The organism is Streptomyces sp. LaBMicrA B280 (genome assembly GCF_049222185.1).
Taxonomy (GTDB): domain Bacteria; phylum Actinomycetota; class Actinomycetes; order Streptomycetales; family Streptomycetaceae; genus Streptomyces; species Streptomyces murinus.
Window position 1 is genome coordinate 248,553 of record NZ_JBMJCT010000002.1, and the last position, 16,089, is coordinate 264,641.

Annotated in this window: 19 protein-coding genes; 7 read left to right on the forward strand and 12 right to left on the reverse strand. The window is 74.4% G+C overall.

The features are described from left to right. Position 1: 1 nt before the first annotated feature. The 4 genes from egtD to egtA are packed head-to-tail and all read right to left on the reverse strand — an operon-like array spanning position 2 to position 4,408. Positions 2–964 (reverse strand): L-histidine N(alpha)-methyltransferase, encoded by a 963-nt coding sequence (egtD, locus tag ACLF5H_RS02345; RefSeq protein WP_421674405.1) that lies wholly within the window; start codon positions 962–964, stop codon positions 2–4. Continuing rightward, the gene (egtC, locus tag ACLF5H_RS02350) at positions 961–1,740 is read right to left on the reverse strand and encodes an ergothioneine biosynthesis protein EgtC (RefSeq protein WP_421674406.1); all 780 of its coding nucleotides are present in this window, start codon (positions 1,738–1,740) and stop codon (positions 961–963) included. Before egtC ends, egtD begins: the two co-directional genes overlap by 4 nt. Then, on the reverse strand, positions 1,740–3,077 hold the full coding sequence (gene egtB, locus ACLF5H_RS02355; protein ID WP_421674407.1) for an ergothioneine biosynthesis protein EgtB: 1,338 nt from the start codon (positions 3,075–3,077) through the stop codon (positions 1,740–1,742). The genes egtC and egtB overlap by 1 nt, the downstream gene beginning before the upstream one ends. Further along, a complete protein-coding gene (gene egtA / locus ACLF5H_RS02360; protein WP_421674408.1) occupies positions 3,074–4,408 on the reverse strand; it encodes an ergothioneine biosynthesis glutamate--cysteine ligase EgtA in 1,335 nt (444 codons plus the stop codon). Before egtA ends, egtB begins: the two co-directional genes overlap by 4 nt. Positions 4,409–4,706: 298 nt before the next feature. Between egtA and ACLF5H_RS02365 the strand changes: the two genes are divergently transcribed. Then, positions 4,707–5,528: a TIGR02452 family protein gene (locus tag ACLF5H_RS02365; protein WP_421674409.1), complete on the forward strand. Its 822-nt coding sequence runs from the start codon at positions 4,707–4,709 to the stop codon at positions 5,526–5,528. A gap of 65 nt (positions 5,529–5,593) precedes the next feature. Here ACLF5H_RS02365 and ACLF5H_RS02370 read toward each other — a convergent pair whose 3' ends face one another. After that, positions 5,594–6,046 (reverse strand): type II toxin-antitoxin system PemK/MazF family toxin, encoded by a 453-nt coding sequence (locus ACLF5H_RS02370; RefSeq protein ID WP_421674410.1) that lies wholly within the window; start codon positions 6,044–6,046, stop codon positions 5,594–5,596. Between the two features lie 87 nt (positions 6,047–6,133). After that, a complete protein-coding gene (locus ACLF5H_RS02375) occupies positions 6,134–6,535 on the reverse strand; it encodes a cupin domain-containing protein (RefSeq protein WP_421674428.1) in 402 nt (133 codons plus the stop codon). A 313-nt stretch (positions 6,536–6,848) separates the two neighbouring features. Between ACLF5H_RS02375 and ACLF5H_RS02380 the strand changes: the two genes are divergently transcribed. Both ACLF5H_RS02380 and ACLF5H_RS02385 read left to right on the forward strand, forming a co-directional pair. Beyond that, a complete protein-coding gene (locus tag ACLF5H_RS02380) occupies positions 6,849–6,989 on the forward strand; it encodes a hypothetical protein (RefSeq protein ID WP_421674430.1) in 141 nt (46 codons plus the stop codon). Further along, positions 6,986–7,315 carry a hypothetical protein gene (locus ACLF5H_RS02385; protein WP_421674411.1) on the forward strand — a complete coding sequence of 110 codons (330 nt, stop codon included), beginning with the start codon at positions 6,986–6,988 and terminating at the stop codon, positions 7,313–7,315. The genes ACLF5H_RS02380 and ACLF5H_RS02385 overlap by 4 nt, the downstream gene beginning before the upstream one ends. Here the strand turns inward: ACLF5H_RS02385 and ACLF5H_RS02390 are convergent. The 3 genes from ACLF5H_RS02390 to ACLF5H_RS02400 form a co-directional block, all read right to left on the reverse strand. Further along, positions 7,305–8,726, reverse strand: a complete 1,422-nt coding sequence (locus ACLF5H_RS02390) for an amidase (RefSeq protein WP_421674412.1) — start codon at positions 8,724–8,726, stop codon at positions 7,305–7,307. The genes ACLF5H_RS02385 and ACLF5H_RS02390 overlap by 11 nt on opposite strands. Positions 8,727–8,821: 95 nt before the next feature. Next, the gene (locus ACLF5H_RS02395; RefSeq protein WP_421674413.1) at positions 8,822–9,781 is read right to left on the reverse strand and encodes an alpha/beta hydrolase; all 960 of its coding nucleotides are present in this window, start codon (positions 9,779–9,781) and stop codon (positions 8,822–8,824) included. A gap of 265 nt (positions 9,782–10,046) precedes the next feature. Then, a complete protein-coding gene (locus ACLF5H_RS02400) occupies positions 10,047–10,610 on the reverse strand; it encodes an NAD(P)H-dependent oxidoreductase (protein ID WP_421674414.1) in 564 nt (187 codons plus the stop codon). 100 nt (positions 10,611–10,710) lie between these two features. Here ACLF5H_RS02400 and ACLF5H_RS02405 point away from each other — a divergent pair, with 100 nt between their 5' ends. Both ACLF5H_RS02405 and ACLF5H_RS02410 read left to right on the forward strand, forming a co-directional pair. Next, the gene (locus tag ACLF5H_RS02405; RefSeq protein ID WP_421674415.1) at positions 10,711–11,391 is read left to right on the forward strand and encodes a TetR/AcrR family transcriptional regulator; all 681 of its coding nucleotides are present in this window, start codon (positions 10,711–10,713) and stop codon (positions 11,389–11,391) included. A 102-nt stretch (positions 11,392–11,493) separates the two neighbouring features. Further along, positions 11,494–12,501, forward strand: coding sequence for a LacI family DNA-binding transcriptional regulator (locus ACLF5H_RS02410; protein WP_421674416.1), 1,008 nt, complete (start codon positions 11,494–11,496; stop codon positions 12,499–12,501). A gap of 48 nt (positions 12,502–12,549) precedes the next feature. Here the strand turns inward: ACLF5H_RS02410 and trxA are convergent, their stop codons facing one another. Beyond that, positions 12,550–12,924, reverse strand: a complete 375-nt coding sequence (trxA, locus tag ACLF5H_RS02415; protein ID WP_421674417.1) for a thioredoxin — start codon at positions 12,922–12,924, stop codon at positions 12,550–12,552. 195 nt (positions 12,925–13,119) lie between these two features. On the opposite strand from trxA, the gene ACLF5H_RS02420 reads away from it, so the two are divergent. Then, the gene (locus ACLF5H_RS02420; protein WP_421674418.1) at positions 13,120–14,559 is read left to right on the forward strand and encodes a dihydrolipoyl dehydrogenase family protein; all 1,440 of its coding nucleotides are present in this window, start codon (positions 13,120–13,122) and stop codon (positions 14,557–14,559) included. Positions 14,560–14,683: 124 nt separating this feature from the next. On the opposite strand, the gene ACLF5H_RS02425 is transcribed toward ACLF5H_RS02420, so the two are convergent. Together ACLF5H_RS02425 and ACLF5H_RS02430 are read right to left on the reverse strand one after the other, a co-directional pair. Next, positions 14,684–15,328 (reverse strand): peptide deformylase, encoded by a 645-nt coding sequence (locus tag ACLF5H_RS02425; protein WP_421674419.1) that lies wholly within the window; start codon positions 15,326–15,328, stop codon positions 14,684–14,686. Between the two features lie 76 nt (positions 15,329–15,404). Further along, complete coding sequence (locus ACLF5H_RS02430) at positions 15,405–15,794, reverse strand: tetratricopeptide repeat protein (protein WP_421674420.1); 390 nt, start codon at positions 15,792–15,794, stop codon at positions 15,405–15,407. A 172-nt stretch (positions 15,795–15,966) separates the two neighbouring features. Between ACLF5H_RS02430 and ACLF5H_RS02435 the strand changes: the two genes are divergently transcribed. Continuing rightward, positions 15,967–16,089: 1-deoxy-D-xylulose-5-phosphate synthase N-terminal domain-containing protein (locus tag ACLF5H_RS02435; RefSeq protein ID WP_421674429.1), on the forward strand; the 123-nt coding region annotated here is incomplete at its 3' end.

The window sequence follows — 16,089 nt, forward strand, 5'->3', positions numbered from 1 at the left end:
CTCACCGTGCCACGCTCAGCGACAGCGCGAACCGGTTCTGCGCATCGGTCCACCAATGGGTCAACCCGAGCCCGGCGGCGGCCAGTTCCCGGCTCACCCCCTCCTCGCGGAACTTCGCCGACACCTCGGTGCGCAGCTCCTCGCCCGGCGCGAACTCGACCGCGAGGCCCAGCGCGGGCACCTTCACGGTCTGCGCGGTGCGCGAGCGCAGGCGCATCTCGATCCACTCGCGCCGGGCGTCCCACAGCGCCACGTGCTCGAAGGCGTCCGGGTCGAAGTCGGCGCCCAGTTCGCGGTTGACGACGCTCAGCACGTTCTTGTCGAACGCGGCCGTCACCCCGGCCGCGTCGTCGTACGCCCGCACCAGCACCTGCTCGTCCTTGACCAGGTCGGTGCCGAGCAGCAGGCCGTCGCCGGGTTCGAGCAGGGCGCGCACCGAAGCGAGGAACGCGGCGCGCTCGGCGGGCAGCAGATTGCCGATGGTGCCGCCGAGGAACGCCACCAGCCGGGGGCCCGGCGTCGGGGGCAGGGCGAGCGGCGCGGTGAAGTCGGCGATCAGCGCGTGCACTTCGAGGTCCGGGCGCTCCGCGATGAGCGCCCGCCCGGCCTGGGTGAGGGCGCTCTCGCTGACGTCGACCGGGACGTACGCGGCCAGCGAGGTGAGGGCGTCGAGCAGATAGCGGGTCTTCTCCGAGGAGCCCGAGCCCAGCTCGATCAGCGTCCGGGCTCCGCTCGCGGCGGCGATCTCACCGGACCGGGCGGCCAGGATCTCCCGCTCGGCGCGGGTGGGGTAGTACTCGGGCAACTCGGTGATCCGGTCGAAGAGTTCGCTGCCCCGGGCGTCGTAGAACCACTTCGGCGGCAGCCACTTGGGATCGTCGGTCAGGCCGTGTTCGACATCGGCGCGCAGCGCGGCCTCCGTCGCGTCCTCGGGGAGGGTGCGGGTGACGTGCAGAGGGCTCACGTGCAGGGCTCCTTAGGTGGTACGGCGGCCGGTCGCGCCGCCGGGGCGAGCAGCACACCGCTGCTGTCCGCGGTGAGCACGGTGCGGTCGGGGACCTCCCGCCACAGCGGGTCGTCGTCGTAGGGCTCGGAGGCGACGACCGTGCCCAGACCGGGCTCCGTGCGGTACCAGAGGCTGTCGCCCCAGGCGGTGGCGGCGATGGTGGTGCCGTCCGTCAGCAGCAGGTTCAGCCGGGAGGCGGGGGCGGCCCGCGCGACCTCGCGCACCGTCTCCGCCAGGGCCCGCGCCGGGTCCGCCCCGGTGCGCAGCCGGTGCAGCACCAGGGCCCAGACGAAGGCCGAGTCGGTGCGCGCGGGCAGCGACAGCAGGTCGACCGGGGGCAGCGTGGCCACCAGCGGCGCCGCCGCGTCCGGCCAGCCCGCGACCGCCCCGTTGTGGCTGAACAGCCAGCGCCCCGCGGCGAACGGCGCCGCCGCGGCCTCCGCGTCCGCCCCCGCGAGGGTGGCGTCCCGTACGGCGGCGAGCACCGCGCCGGAGCGCACCACCCGGGCCAGATCGGTGAAGGACAGGTCCGCCCAGATCGGTCCGGGCCGCCGGTAACGGGCGGGCTCGGCATCACCGGGGGCGTACCAACCCACGCCGAAACCATCGGCGTTGACCGTCCCGTACCGCTGCCGCCGCGGCGCCCACGACTGCCGGAACAGGCTGTACGGGGGCTCCGTCAGCAGCCGCCCCAGCGGCAACTCGGGGCCCACGTAGGCGAGATGGCGGCACATCAGGCGGTCTCCGAACGGGCGGTGCGGAAGCCGGAGAAGATCTGCCGCCGGATCGGATAGTCCCAGTTGCGGAACGTGCCCCGGCAGGCCACCGGGTCCACGGCGAACGAACCGCCGCGCAGCACCTTGTGCTCGGGGCCGAAGAACACCTCCGAGTACTCCTTGTACGGGAACGCCTGGAACCCCGGGTACGGCAGGAAGTCGCTCGCCGTCCACTCCCACACGTCGCCGATCAACTGCCGTACCCCGAGCGGGGATTCCCCGGCCGGGTAGCTGCCGGCCGGGGCGGGGCCCAGGTGCCGCTGACCGAGGTTGGCGTGCTTTGGCCCCGGGTCGGCGTCGCCCCAGGGGTAGCGCCGGGAGCGGCCGGTGGCTGGGTCGTGCCGGGCGGCCTTCTCCCACTCCGCCTCGGTGGGCAGCCGGCGCCCGGCCCAGCGGGCGTAGGCATCGGCCTCGTACCAGCACACATGCAGCACCGGCTCGTCCGGCGGCACCACCTCGGTGGTGCCGAAGCGGCGGCGCAGCCAGCGCTCGCCCTCCCGGCGCCAGAACAGCGGCGCGTCGATCCCGTGCCGCCGGATGTGCGCCCAGCCCTCCGGCGTCCACCAGCGCTCGGTGCCGTAGCCGCCGTCCTCGATGAACGCCTGATACGCGCCGTTCGTCACCGGGGTGGTGTCGATCCAGAACGGCGCCACCTCCCGCGCATGCGCCGGGCGTTCGTTGTCCAGCGCCCATGGCTCATCGGAGGTGCCCATGGTGAACGGGCCGCCGGGGACGAGGACTTCGGCAGGACCGGTGAACGGCGGGCCGGGCTCCGGGTCCGGCGCGGTCAGCACCGCGGGCCCCTTGCGCAGCTGATGGGTGATCAGCATCGTCTCGTCGTGCTGCTGTTCGTGCTGCGCGATCATCCCGAAGGCGAACCCGGCCTCGGTCAGCCGGGTGCCCCGCAGATCGGCGGACTCCAGCAGGTCCATGACCCGTCCGCGCACCTCGGCCGCGTAGTGCCGGGCCTCCGCGGGCGGCAGCAGCGGCAGCGAGGGCCGCTCCGCGCGCGGATGTTCGAAGGCGTCGTACAGGCCGTCGATCTCGGGGCGCATCGCCTCCCGCCCGCCGACCGCCCGCAGCAGCCACAGCTCCTCCTGGTTGCCGATGTGCGCGAGGTCCCACACCAGCGGGGACATCAACGGCGAGTGCTGCGCGGTGAGATCGGGTTCGTCCACACACGTGGTCAGCAAGGTGGTGCGGTCCCGGGCGGTGGTGAGCGAGGCCAGCGCGCGCTCGCGCAGCGCCTCGGTGTCCGGCTCCGCGGTCGTGGCCTCGGCCTTGGCGGCGGTCATGAGGGGATGTCCTTCCTGCCCTGGGCGGCGGGGCCGCTCCCGGCCGGGGCGGTACGGGTGCCGGGCAGCGCGTCCAGCAGATCGTCGGCCGGGCAGCGGCCCCGGGCGACATAGCGCTCCAGGTACCCCGCGACGGCGTCCGTCACCTCGGCGCCGGCACCGAGCCGGGGCAGCGCGTCGAGCGCCGCCGCGAAACAGGCGGCGGCCACCTCCCGCAGCTCCGGGTCGGCGAGCCCGAGCCGGGCCGCGGCGCTCCACAGCGGATTGTGCGGGGCCGGCAGGTTCAGCGTCCGCTCGGCCAGCGGCTTCACACAGCGGTAGGCGGTCTCGGCGGCCTGCGGATCGTCGAAGAGCGCCGCCGTCACCGCGAGCGGCACGATCCAGCCGTCCTCGCCCGGCTGCGCGTCGATCATCCGCAGCTCCAGATGGCCACGCGGTCTGACCGGCGGGAACAGGGTGGTCAGGTGGTAATCGAGGTCCGCCCGGGTGGGCGGCCGCGACCCCTGCCCGCGCGTCCACTCCCGGAAGGTCAGCCCCTCGGGCACCTCCCAGGGCCCGCCGTCCCGGCGCACGCACATCACCGGGGAGTCCAGCACATGCCGGGCCCACGCGGACCGCGGCTCCTCCTGCGGCGGGGGCGCGCCCGCCCGGTCCGCGCCGATCTCCGCCCACATCAGCTGCCGGGCGGACCGCCAGCCGGTGGGCAGCCGGTCGACCAGCGGGGAGTTGGCGAACGCGGCCACCAGGACCGCGCCCAGCTGATGCGCCAGCCACCAGCGCCGCCCGTGCCCCAGCGGGCCCGGCTCCTCATGGCCCGCGTCCACGCAGACCTGCACGGAGGCGGAGGCGCGCATCATGTGCCGCCCGGCCGGTCCGGTGCGGTCCAGGCACGTCTCCATGGCGTCGTAGCGCGGCTCGCGCAGGAACCGGTCCGGGACGCGGAAGGGATCGTGCCCGAGGCCGACGAGGACGAGCCCCTGCTCGTCGAGGACGGCGCGGACGGCCGCGAGGTCGGCGGAGACGGTGCCGACGCACTCCGTGAGGGAGGCGGCGGGCGGCGAGCTGAGCTCCAGCTGGCCGCCGGGTTCGACGGTGAGCGCCGAACCGAGGGGTACGGCACGCACGGCCGCGTAGGCCGCGCGCAGTCGGTCGGGTGTCACGGGACGCTGCGGCAGGTCCCGGTCATGGATGAGCCACTCCAGCTCCACACCGAGGGTGCGGGGTGGCCCGGTCTTGAAGCAGATGCCCTGGACCAGCGCGTCCACCTCGGCCTCGGTGACGGCCGTACGGTGCCCCGTACAGTCACCACCCTCGTCCATCACATCGGACATGTCGGGATCCTCCTGAGATTCCACCATGTCTCCGGTCCGGCGTTCGGTCGGCCGGGCCGGCACTCGTACCAGCCAAGACCCTCGTGCCGGATCGCACAAGAGCGCCCCTGCGGCGCCGCGGACCGGTCACCTTCGTGACCGTGCGCGTTCACGGCGGATTCCGGGGCCGGGAAACTCCGGATTCCGGGGCCGGGAAAACTCCGTTGCACCGCCCCACCAGCATCACGCAGGATGACCGCATGAGCACAACGGGGGAGACCGCGCGGGCCGCGGTCATGGCGTCCACGGGGGTGGCGCCATGAGCGCGCGCCTGCGCGGAATCGCCGCAGAGACGGAACAGATCGTGGCCGCGGGCCGCTACCGGCTCCCGGACGGCCGGGAGGTGTCCCTCACGGACGCGATAACAGCCGCCCGGAGCGGCACCCGGATGCATGGCCCCGGGCCGGTCCCGGTGCCACCGGCGCCCGGCCTGGACACGGTCGTCGAGGTGACCGGCGAGAGCAGCACGGAGGCGGCCCAGCGGCTGGCCGACGCGCCCGTCGCCGTCCTGAACTTCGCCTCGGCGAGAAACCCCGGCGGCGGCTATCTGAACGGCGCCCAGGCCCAGGAAGAGGCCCTGTGCCGCGCCTCCGCGCTGTACACCTGCCTGCTGGAGGCCCGGGAGTTCTACGACCATCACCGCGCCGACCGGGACCCGCTCTACTCCGACCGGGTGATCCACACCCCCGGCGTCCCCGTCTTCCGCGACGACCGCGGCCGACTCCTCGCCGAGCCCTACCATGTGGGTTTCCTGACCGCCGCCGCCCCGAACGCGGGCGTCCTGCGGCGTACGGCGCCCGAGCGCGCCGGGGAGATCCCGGCCGCCCTCGCGACCCGCGCCGAGCGGGTCCTGGAGACCGCCGCGGCCCATGGGTACCGGCGCCTGGTCCTGGGCGCCTGGGGCTGCGGAGTCTTCCAGAACGACCCGGAGCAGGTCGCGGGCGCGTTCCGGGAGCTGCTCGGCGCCGGGGGGCGATTCGAGCGGACTTTCGAGCAGGTGGTGTTCGGAGTCCTGGACCGGACGCCCCGGGCGACGGTACGGGAGGCGTTCGTACGGGTGTTCGCGCCGGCCAGGGTTTGAGAGGGGCGGGGGTCTGAGGGACGGGAGCTGAGGGGCCGGGGGCGGTTCCGGCCCGGCGTCGGCCGTCAGGTCCAGCCGTACCGCTCGTGCAGCCGCTGCCGGACCAGGTTGAACCGCATCCGGTCCAGGGCGCACGCCTCGCGGCGCATGCCGTCCTCGTGGAGGCGCAGCACCCGGTCCACGTCCACCCAGGAGTCCCGGCCCGTGCGGTCCCAGGGGCCGCTGCCGATGGCCACCCACTCCCGGTCGCCGTCGTGCCGCTTGCTGGAGAGCTGCACCGCCAGGAAGGTGCCCGCCGCCTCGCGGGCGACGACCAGCACCGGACGGTCCTTGCCCCGGCCGTCGTTCTCCTCGAACGGCACCCAGGTCCACACGATCTCCCCGGGGTCCGGGTCGCCGTCGTGGGCGGGGGAGTACTCGGTGCGCACCCGGCCGACCTCGCGCGGGTCGGCCTCGGCGGTGGCGCCCGGCCCGTGGCGGCCGGGAACGTTCTCATCGGTGTCGGTAAACGTGCTCACGGGGGCACCCTAATGGCACTTCCCGCAGGGACAACGGGCCCCTGCCGTACACCGGTTGGGCCTTGTCCGGATCGGTCCGGATATGGGTCAGGACGGCGGGTCGGCGGGCCGGGCGGTGATGCTCATACCGGGGCGGCGGTGGTGCACGGTGAGATAGGTCAGGCCCCGCTCCCCGGCGCTGAGGCTCCGGGTGGCACCGCGCGGCAGCCACACGAGGGCCCCCTCGGCGACCGGCCGCGGCGCGTCCGAGGGGCCCGCGCCGAGCACCCCCTCCCCGGCGACGACCAGCAGCAGCACGTCCAGTCGCCCCTCCGCGTGCGCCGCGATCCGCCCGCCCGGCGCGATCCGCACCACATTGGCATCCAACTGGCGCCCGCCCTCGGCGAGTTTCCACAGCACACCGGACGGCAGCGGCGGCTCCTCGGCCAGCGCCCGGGCGTCGCACAGGAGCTCCGGAACCGGTTCCGCCCGTTCGGCCTCCGATGACATCCGCACCCCTCACGCACCTCGGTCTCCGAGGCCCAGCCTACAATTCTCACAGGTGGGATTCGTGAAAAAAACGCGCAGGTGAGAGCAGGCGGAACAGGGCGCAGGGCCCGCGTCGGCGTGCCGTGCTGGACGCGCTGCGCGCCGCGCCCGCGCCGCTCGGGGTGACGGAGACGGCCGAGCGGCTCGGCGTGCACCCCGACACCGTCCGCTTCCACCTCGACGCCCTGGTGACCGAGGGCCGGGTCGAGCGCCGGGCCGAGGCGTCCACCGGCCCCGGCCGCCCGCGCGCGCCGTCTGCACCGTCCGCCCCGGCATGGACCGCGGCGGCGCCCGCGGATATCTGCCGCTGGCGCGGATGCCGCTCAGCCGCTGGGCGTCCGCCGATCCGGCCGAGGAGCACGGCGAGTTGATCTGCCCCCTCCATCTCGGCCTGATCCAGGGCGCCCACCGATGAACGCCACGTCCGCGGCCGTCGCCACCGCCGTCACCTTCGTCCGGCTCGGCATCGGCCGAACGGTGTTCCGGGCGCTGAACACGGTCGAGGCGGTGCTCGCGGTCGTGGTGAGCGTCGCCGTCGCGGTGGACGCCGCCCCCGCCCGGATCATCGGGCCGACGGTGGCCGCCGCGGTCCTCCTGCCGACCCAACTGGCGCCCGTCCGCCCCTGCTTGAACCGCCGCTCCGACCGCGTCCTCGCGGGCGAGGACCTGCCACGCTCCCGCGGCCACCTGTGGTACGTGGCCCTGGAACTCCTCAAGGCCGCCGCTCTGCTCACGGCGTGACGCCTGACCCGGCGGGTTCCGGCGGCCACCGCTCGTGCCAGCGCAGCTCCGCCTCCAACTGGGCCGCGAGCGACACCAGCAGGGGTTCGCTCCCCGCGGGCCCGAGCAGCTGTGCTCCCACCGGCAGTCCGTCCCCGACGAACCCGGCGGGCACATTGACCCCGGGCCAGCCCAGCACATTCCAGGGCCACGCGTACGGACACGCGCCGATCATCGCCCGGTCCGTGGCCGCCCCGCCGAGCCCGTACAGCGCGCCGATCCGCGGCGGGGGCGCCGCCGTGGTCGGGGCGAGGATCACGTCGTACGACCGGAAGAAGGCGCCGATCCGCCCTTGCAGCGCCGCCTCCGAGCGCCGGGCCGCCCGCAGCGGGGCCCCGCCGAGCAGCCGGCCCAGCCGGGCCGCGCCCCGGGTGCGGGCGTCGAGCAGCGCGGGATCGGGGGCCTCGGCGACCAGTTCGGCGATCCCGGCGGTGGCGCGGGGCACGAAGGCCAGCCCGATCTGTCCGTAAGGCGGGTCGTCCTCCGTCACCTCGTGCCCCGACGCGGCCAGCTGCCCGGCGAGTTCGGTGACCCGGGCGCGGATCTGCGGATGCAGCCGGGAGGGTACGGCGGTGAACGGCGGCCTCAGGGACAGCGCGACGCGCAGCCGACCGGGATCGCGGCCGACCGCGTCCGCGACCGTCAGCGCGGGCGGCCGGTGCACGTCCCGGGCGTGGCTGCCGCTCGCCGCGTCGAGCAGCAGGGCCGCGTCGGCGACCGTACGGGCCAGCGTGCCGTTGACCGTGATCCCCTGGAAGGGGTCGGGGCGCGGCCAGGTGGAGATGCGGCCGCGCTGCGGTTTGATGCCGATCAGCCGGGTCCAGGCGGCCGGTATGCGCACCGAACCGGCGCCGTCGGAGCCGAGCGCGGCCGGGACGAGGCCCGCCGCCACCGCCGCCGCCGAGCCGCCCGAGGAGCCGCCGGGGGTGTGCCCGGGATGCCAGGGGTTGCGGGTGTCGCCGAAGGCCCGTCCCTCCGTGAACGGCCACTGCCCCAGCTCACAGGTGTTCGTCTTGCCGACGATCACCGCGCCGGCCGCGCGCAGCCGCCGTACCGCCTCCCCGTCCTCGGCCACCGGCGGGAAGTCGCCCGTGCAGCCGAACGCCGTCGGCTCGCCCGCCACGTCCGTGTCGTCCTTCACCGCGAGCGGTACCCCGAGCAGCGGGCGCCGCCCGCCCGCCGCCAACTCCCGGTCGGCGGCGTCCGCTTCCGCGAGCGCGGCCTCGGCGCGCACGACGCGGAAGGCGTTCAGCACCGGCCGGCTCGCCTCGATCCGGGCCAGGGTCCGCTCCACCAGTGTCCGGGAGGTCACCTCCCCGGCGGCGAGCGCACGGGCGGACTCGGCGAGACCGGGGGAGCGGTCGGGCGTCATGGGCGAGTACCTCCGGGAGGCTCCGGACACGGGGTCTACCGAACGGTAACGTCAACAAGCCTGGCTGGGGAGGGGGTTGCCGCTGGGCTCGTGCCTCACCGCGTGAACAGCCGCCGCAGCCAGTCGAGCCGGGCGGCGCGCGCCGCCCGGGACAGGGCGGCCTTCGGGGCGAGGGTGTCGAAGCCGTGGAACGCGCCCGGCCAGACGTGGAGTTCGGCCCGGCCGCCGGCCGCCCAGATGCGGGACGCGTGGGCGACCGTCTCGTCCCGGAAGGTCTCCGCCGAGCCGACGTCGAGGTAGGCCGGTGGCAGTTCGGACAGGTCGGCGGCACGGGCCGGGGCCGCGTACGGGGAGACGTCCGGGCCGCCCCGGTCCGTGCCCAGCAGGGCGGTCCAGGCGGTCTCGTTGGCGGTGCGGTCCCACAGTCCGCGGCCGGTCATCTGCCGACCGGAGACGGTGTCGTTGCGGTCGTCGAGCATCGGGCTCAGCAGCAACTGGCCGAGCAGGTGCGGACCTTGCCGGTCCCGGGCCAGCAGGGTGGCCGCCGCCGCGAGCCCGCCGCCCGCGCTGGCCCCCGCGACGACGATCCGCCGCGGGGCGCCGCCGATCTCCGCCGTGTGCGCGGCGGTCCAGACGAGACCCGCGTAGACGTCCTCGACCGGGGCCGGGTGCGGATGTTCGGGGGCGAGCCGGTAGTCGACCGACACCACCACCGTTCCCAGCTCCCGCGCCCAGTCCAGCGGGACCTCCACCCCGGCCCGGTCGGTGCCGGCCATCATGCCGCCGCCGTGCACGTGGTAGAGCACCGGCAGCTGGGTCGTCGTACCCCTGGGACGGCACACCAGCAGCGGGACCCCGGGGGCGCCGGGCGGGCCCGGCACCGCGTACTCGCTCACCTCGAAGGCGCCGCCCAGGGTGAGGTCCGGTGCCGCCAGGCAGGTGCCGCGCCGGGCGGCGTCGAGATCCTCCAGACGGAACCCGGGCGCGGCCGCGTCCCCGAGCGACTCCAGGCACGCGGCCAGTTCCGGGTCGAACGGGGGCGGGACCAGGGGCACGGCTTCCTCCTCGGGCGGCTGACACGATCACGGCCGTACGGCCATCGTCCGCATACCCCTGCCCGGCCCCGGAAGTCGAGCGCGACGCGGAGTCGTACCCCCGGCTGCCGTAGTGAACCCCGGAGGGGGCGGCGGCGGAGCCCCTCAGGGGCAGGGGCAGGGGCAGGGGCAGGGGCAGGGACAGGGGCACGGGCACGGGTCGGAAAAGACCCGTAGGGGCCGGAGGCCGCTCGGCTCCGGCCCCTACGGGCGGTTCGGGTGGGGCTCAGGCGGCCGTGATCTCCGCCGCGGTGCCGTGCAGACGCGCCACGACCTCGGTCAGCTGGGCGGCGACCTCGGCGTCGTCGACCGGGTGGGTCTCGGCGAAGCGGGTCATGGAGCCGGGGATGGAGAGCTTGATGTCCTCGATCACCTTGCCGCCGGCGATGCCGACCGACTTGCGGGTGTCGTCCTGCGCCCACACGCCGCCGTACTGGCCGAAGGCGGTGCCGATCACGGCGACGGGCTTGCCGCCGAAGGCGCCGGCGCCGTACGGGCGGGACAGCCAGTCGATGGCGTTCTTCAGGACGGCCGGCATGGTGCCGTTGTACTCGGGCGAGAACAGCAGGAACGCGTCGGCGCCCTGAGCGGCCTCACGCAGCGCCGCGGCGGCGGCCGGGACACCGCCCTCGATGTCGAGGTCCTCGTTGTAGAAGGGCACGTCGGCGAGGCCCTCGAAGAGCACGACCTCGGCGCCCTCGGGGGCGAGCTTGGCGGCCGCCTCGGCCAGCTGACGGTTGTGCGAACCGGCACGCAGGCTGCCGACGAGCGCGAGGATACGAACAGACATGGGAAATCTCCAGGGGCTGAAACATCGCCGTTACGATCCGGACCAAGGTCCGTTTAAATTTCTACCACCCTAACCGGACCGGGGTCCAGTTCTGTTCCCGGTGCTTTACGCTGTCTTCATGTCCAGCGCGCCGCAGCCCTTCCCGACGCCGCAGGAGCCCTCCGACGCGCCACCCCTGCTGGAGCTCGGCACGGCTCCCGAGGAGCCCTGTCTGCGCGCCGACGCGGCCCGCAATCGGGCCCGGCTGCTGGAGGCCGCCGCCCGGCTGATCGCGGAGCACGGCGTGGCCGGCGTCACCATGGAGGCCGTCGCCTCGGCGGCCAAGGTCGGCAAGGGCACGGTCTTCCGGCGCTTCGGCGACCGCACCGGACTGCTGACGGCCCTGCTCGACCACTCGGGCAGGCAGCTCCAAGCCGACTTCCTCGGCGGGCCCCCGCCGCTCGGTCCCGGCGCGCCGCCCCTGGAGCGGCTGCGGGCGTTCGGCATCGCGGTGCTCTACCGCTCGGCCGAGCAGCTGGAGCTGCAACTCGCCGCCCAGCCCGAGGCGTGCCGCCGTTTCTCCCACCCCGCGACGCAGGCGCTGCGCACCCACGTCATCATGCTGCTGCGCCAGATCGTGCCGGACGCGGACTGCGAACTGCTGGCCCAGACCCTGCTGGCCTCCCTCGATCCGGCGCTCATCCACCATCTGACCCGGCAGCGCGGGATGCCCATGGCCCGCCTGGAGGCCGCGTGGATGGACCTGGTCGCGCGGGTGACGCGCACCCGGCCACCCGCCTGACCCCGCCCGGCAAGGGGCCGAACGGCCCTTTCGTGCACGGTAGTTGGTCAAAAAGCGAACCACGGTCCCCCGCGTGCCGCACCCCCGGGCCGCTCTGCCAAGATGCGGTCTGTCATGGTGCAGATACCGAACACTCCCACGAGTGCCGATGTGGCCCGCCTGGCCGGCGTCTCGCGCGCGACCGTGTCCTACGTCCTCAACAACACCGACGCCGTGCGGATCAGCGAACCCACGCGGCGGCGCGTCCACGAGGCCGCGCGGGAACTGGGGTACGTCCCCCACGCGGCTGCCCGCAGCCTGCGCGCGGGACACAGCCGTACGGTCCTCATGCCCGCCCCGGCGATCCCCGTCGGCCCCCTCTACAGCGCGTTCCTCAACGAGGTCCAGGGCGCTCTGGGCCGGCTCGACTACACCGTCGTCCAGTACGGCTCCGTCGGCCTCCAGAGCGACGACGCCGCCCGCGCCTGGGCCGAGTTACGGCCCGTGGCCGTCCTGGTGCCCGGCACCGGGATCGGCCCCCGGGGCGTCGACATCCTCAAACGCTCCGGCGCCCGCGCGGTCGTCACCCTCGGTCCCGAACGCGTCGAGGGGGCGCACGCCCTGCTGATGGACCATGACGCCGTGGGCCGGTGCGCGGCCGCCCACCTGTACGAACGCGGCAGGCGCCGGATCGGGGTCGTCGTACCGGAAGCGCCCGGCCTGGAGATCTATTCGAGGGCCCGGCTCGCCGGCGCCCGGCAGGCAGTGCGCGGCACCGAGGCGAGCGTCCTCGGCGTGCCGCTCGCCTACACGGAGCGGGCCGCCGCCGAACTCGCGGCGGACTGGCCCGAGTTGGACGCGGTGTTCGCCTACAACGACGAGTACGCCATGCTGCTGATGCGGGCCCTCCAGGACGCCGGGCGGCGCATCCCCGAGGACGTGGCCGTGATCGGCGCCGACGATCTGATGCTCGGCCGGTTGCTGCGGCCCCGGTTGAGCACCGTCCGCATCGAACTGCCCTCGGGCCGCGGCCTCGCCGCCCTCATCGACCGCGCGGTGCGCGACCCGGGCGGCGAACCGGAGGTGCACCGGGTCCTCGGCTCCTCGGTCGTACGACGCGAGTCCACCTGAACCCGGCCCGCCACCCCCGGCGGCCACCGGGCCCGCCACCCCCGGCGGCTACTGGCCCTGGCCCTCCTGGGCGGCGATGTTCTTGCGGACCTCGTCCATGTCCAGCTTGCGGGCCTGGCCGATGACGTCCGTGAGGGCCGCCTCGGGCAGTGCGCCGGGCTGGGCGAACACGGCCACCCGGTCCCGCACGATCATCAGCGTCGGGATCGACTGGATGCCGAAGGTCTGCGCCAGCTCCGGCTGCGCCTCGGTGTCCACCTTGCCGAACACCAGGTCCGGATTGTCCTCGGCGGCCTTCTCGTACACCGGCGCGAACTGCCGGCACGGACCGCACCAGGACGCCCAGAAATCGATGAGCACGAAGTCGTTGTCCGTGACCGTCTGGTCGAAGTTGTCCTTGGTCAGTTCCACGGTGCTGCTCATGGCCTGCTTCCCTCTTCCTGGTCCGGGGGTGTGCCGACGGCGGAAACACGGCCGGTGGGCCGCCTATTCCGGGCGGTGTCCACGCTGGTGCGGGCACCGCTCACGCGCACCCGGACGCCTCTCGCGCACCCGGGTGCCCGTGTGCGCGCTCGTACCCATGTGGCCGCCGCGCACACCACCCACCAGACTGACCCCATGACGGAAACGACGGAATCGGAAACCATCGCGTACGACGTCGTGGTGCTCGGGGCCGGGCCCGTGGGGGAGAACGTCGCCGACCGCACCCGCGCGGCCGGCCTCACCACCGCGATCGTGGAGAGCGAACTGGTCGGCGGCGAGTGCTCCTACTGGGCGTGCATGCCCAGCAAGGCGCTGCTCAGGCCGGTCATCGCCCAGGCCGACGCCCGACGGCTGCCCGGCCTCGCCGCGGCGGCCCAGGGACCCCTCGACACCCCGGCCGTGCTGGAGCGCCGCGACAACTTCACCTCTCACTGGCAGGACGACGGGCAGGTCGACTGGGTGGAGGGCATCGGCGCCGACCTCTACCGGGGCCACGGCCGCCTCGCGGGACCGCGCACGGTCACCGTCACCGTGTCCGACGGGAGCGTCACCACCCTCACGGCCCGGCACGCCGTCGTCGTCTGCACCGGCACCCGTGCCCAGCTGCCCGACCTGCCCGGACTCGCCGAGGTACGGCCATGGACCAGCCGGGAGGCCACCAGCGCGGACGCGGCCCCCGGGCGGCTGCTCGTCGTCGGCGGCGGTGTCGTGGCCACCGAGATGGCCGACGCCTGGGCGGCGCTCGGCTCCCGGGTGACCCTGCTGGTACGGGGCAAGGGCCTGCTCAGCCGCATGGAGCCGTTCGCCGGGGAACTGGTCGCCGAGGCGCTCACCGAGGCCGGGGTGGACGTGCGCACGGGGGTGTCCGTCGCGTCCGTCACCCGGGAGGACGGCACCGTGGTGGCCCTCACTCGTACGGGTGAAAGGTTTGAGGCCGACGAGATCCTCTTCGCCACCGGCCGCATCCCACAGACCGACGACATCGGCCTCGACACCGTCGGCCTGGAGCCCGGCTCCTGGCTGGAGGTCGACGACACGCTGCGGGTCACCGGGACCGACTGGCTGTACGCCGCCGGTGACGTCAACCACCGCGCGCTCCTCACCCATCAGGGCAAGTACCAGGCCCGTATCGCCGGTGCCGCCATCGGTGCCCGCGCGGCCGGCACCCCGCTGCTCGACGGCCCCTGGGGCCCACACGCGGCCACCGCCGACCACGAGGCCGTGCCGCAGGTCGTGTTCACCGACCCCGAGGCCGCCGCGGTCGGGCTCTCCCTCGCGGAGGCGGAGGAGGCCGGGCACCGGGTCCGGGCCGTCGACGTCGAGTTCTCCTCCGTCGCCGGGGCGGCCCTGTACGGCGACGGCTACAAGGGCCGCGCCCGCATGGTCGTGGATCTGGAGGACGAGATCCTGCGGGGCGTCACCTTCGTCGGCCCCGGCGTCGGCGAACTCATCCACTCGGCCACGATCGCCGTCGCGGGCCACGTCCCGATCAGCCGCCTGTGGCATGTGGTCCCCTCCTACCCGACCCTGAGCGAGGTCTGGCTGCGCCTGCTGGAGGCGTACCGGGACAACTGAGGGGACCCTCGGGGGAATCCGCCGGGACCCTGACCGCCCCCTGGGGGCCGCGCGCACGCGGCCCCCAGGGGGCATGGTCATGACCGGGAGGGTTCCCCGCCCCGGGGGCGGACGCGCGGGCGGATCACGGCAGTTCGAAGCCGAGGGCGGTCGCGGCCGCGGCCGGGGTCGGCTGGGACCACAGGGCGGCGACGGCCTCATTGGTGGACAGGGAGCGCGGAGCGGCGCGGTCGAGGTAGAGCGTGCCGTCGAGATGGTCCGTCTCGTGCTGCACGATGCGGGCCGGCCAGCCGGTGAACACCTCGTCCACCGGGCGCCCCCGCTCGTCCTCCGCGCGCAACCGCACCTCGGCATGCCGAGCCACCACCGCCTGCCAGCCGGGCACGCTGAGGCAGCCCTCGAAGAACGCGGCACGCGCGGTGCCGACGGGCTCGTACACGGGGTTGACCAGCACCCGGAAGGGCTGCGGGCGCCGTCCCCTGATCGCGGCGATCTCCTCCGGCACCGGCGCCGGGTCCTCCAGGACCGCGATCCGCAGCTCCACGCCGACCTGGGGCGCGGCGAGGCCCACGCCGGGCGCCGCGCGCATGGTCAGGCGCAGCGCCTCGACGAAGCGGGCCAGCAGGGCGGGGCCGAGCTGGCCGTCGTACGCCTCGGTGGGGCGGCGCAGCACCGGCTGCCCGGCGGCGACGATGGGCAGGGGGCCGCCGGTGGCGAGGAGTTCCTCGACCCGTTCGGTGAGCGGCGCGTGATCACGGTCGGATGCCATCGCGCCAGGATGCCACGGTGGCCCATCCGGGTACGAGGCGCCCGGTCCGGTGCCACGGCGGCTGCGGGGATCCGGCTCAGCGTTGCCGGACGTCGCCTCGGCCCTGCGGGAGGTCGCCTCGGCCCTGCGGGAGGTCGCCCGCGAGCGCGGCGGCGATCCGCAGATGCCGCTCCGCCTCCTCGTGCCGCGACTGCCGTTCGAGCGTGCGGCCCAGCATCAGCCGGGCGTAGTGCTCCACCGGGTCGCGCTCCACGATCACGCGCAGCTGGTCCTCGGCCCGCCGCAGCTGCGCCGAGTGGTAGTACGCACGGGCCAGCAGCAGCCGGGGCCCGGTCTGCTCCGGCACCTCCTCCACCAGGGCGGCCAGCACGCGCGCCGCTCCCGCGTAGTCCTTGGCCGCGAAGAACGCCCGGGCACGCTCCCAGCGCTCGGCCGGGGTGCCGTGGTCGTAGTACGTGGTCTCCACTTTGTGACCTCCTTCGGCGGGCACAACGAAACCAGGTAGTTCAATATTCCACTACTGGCTCCCGTGGGTCCGGTCCGCGTCCGGCCGATCTCCTGAATGCGGAGAAGAGGAATTGATAGCCTGTCACTCCGCATTCCCTGTCCGCATCAGCAGCGCCGAAGGAGAATGACGCATGGGCGTTCTGGAGTCGATCCACGGGCCGCAGGACCTGAAGAAGCTCGAAGCCGGTGAGCTTGACACGCTGGCCGCGGAAATTCGCGAGTTCCTTGTCGAGGCCGTTTCCCGTACGGGTGGT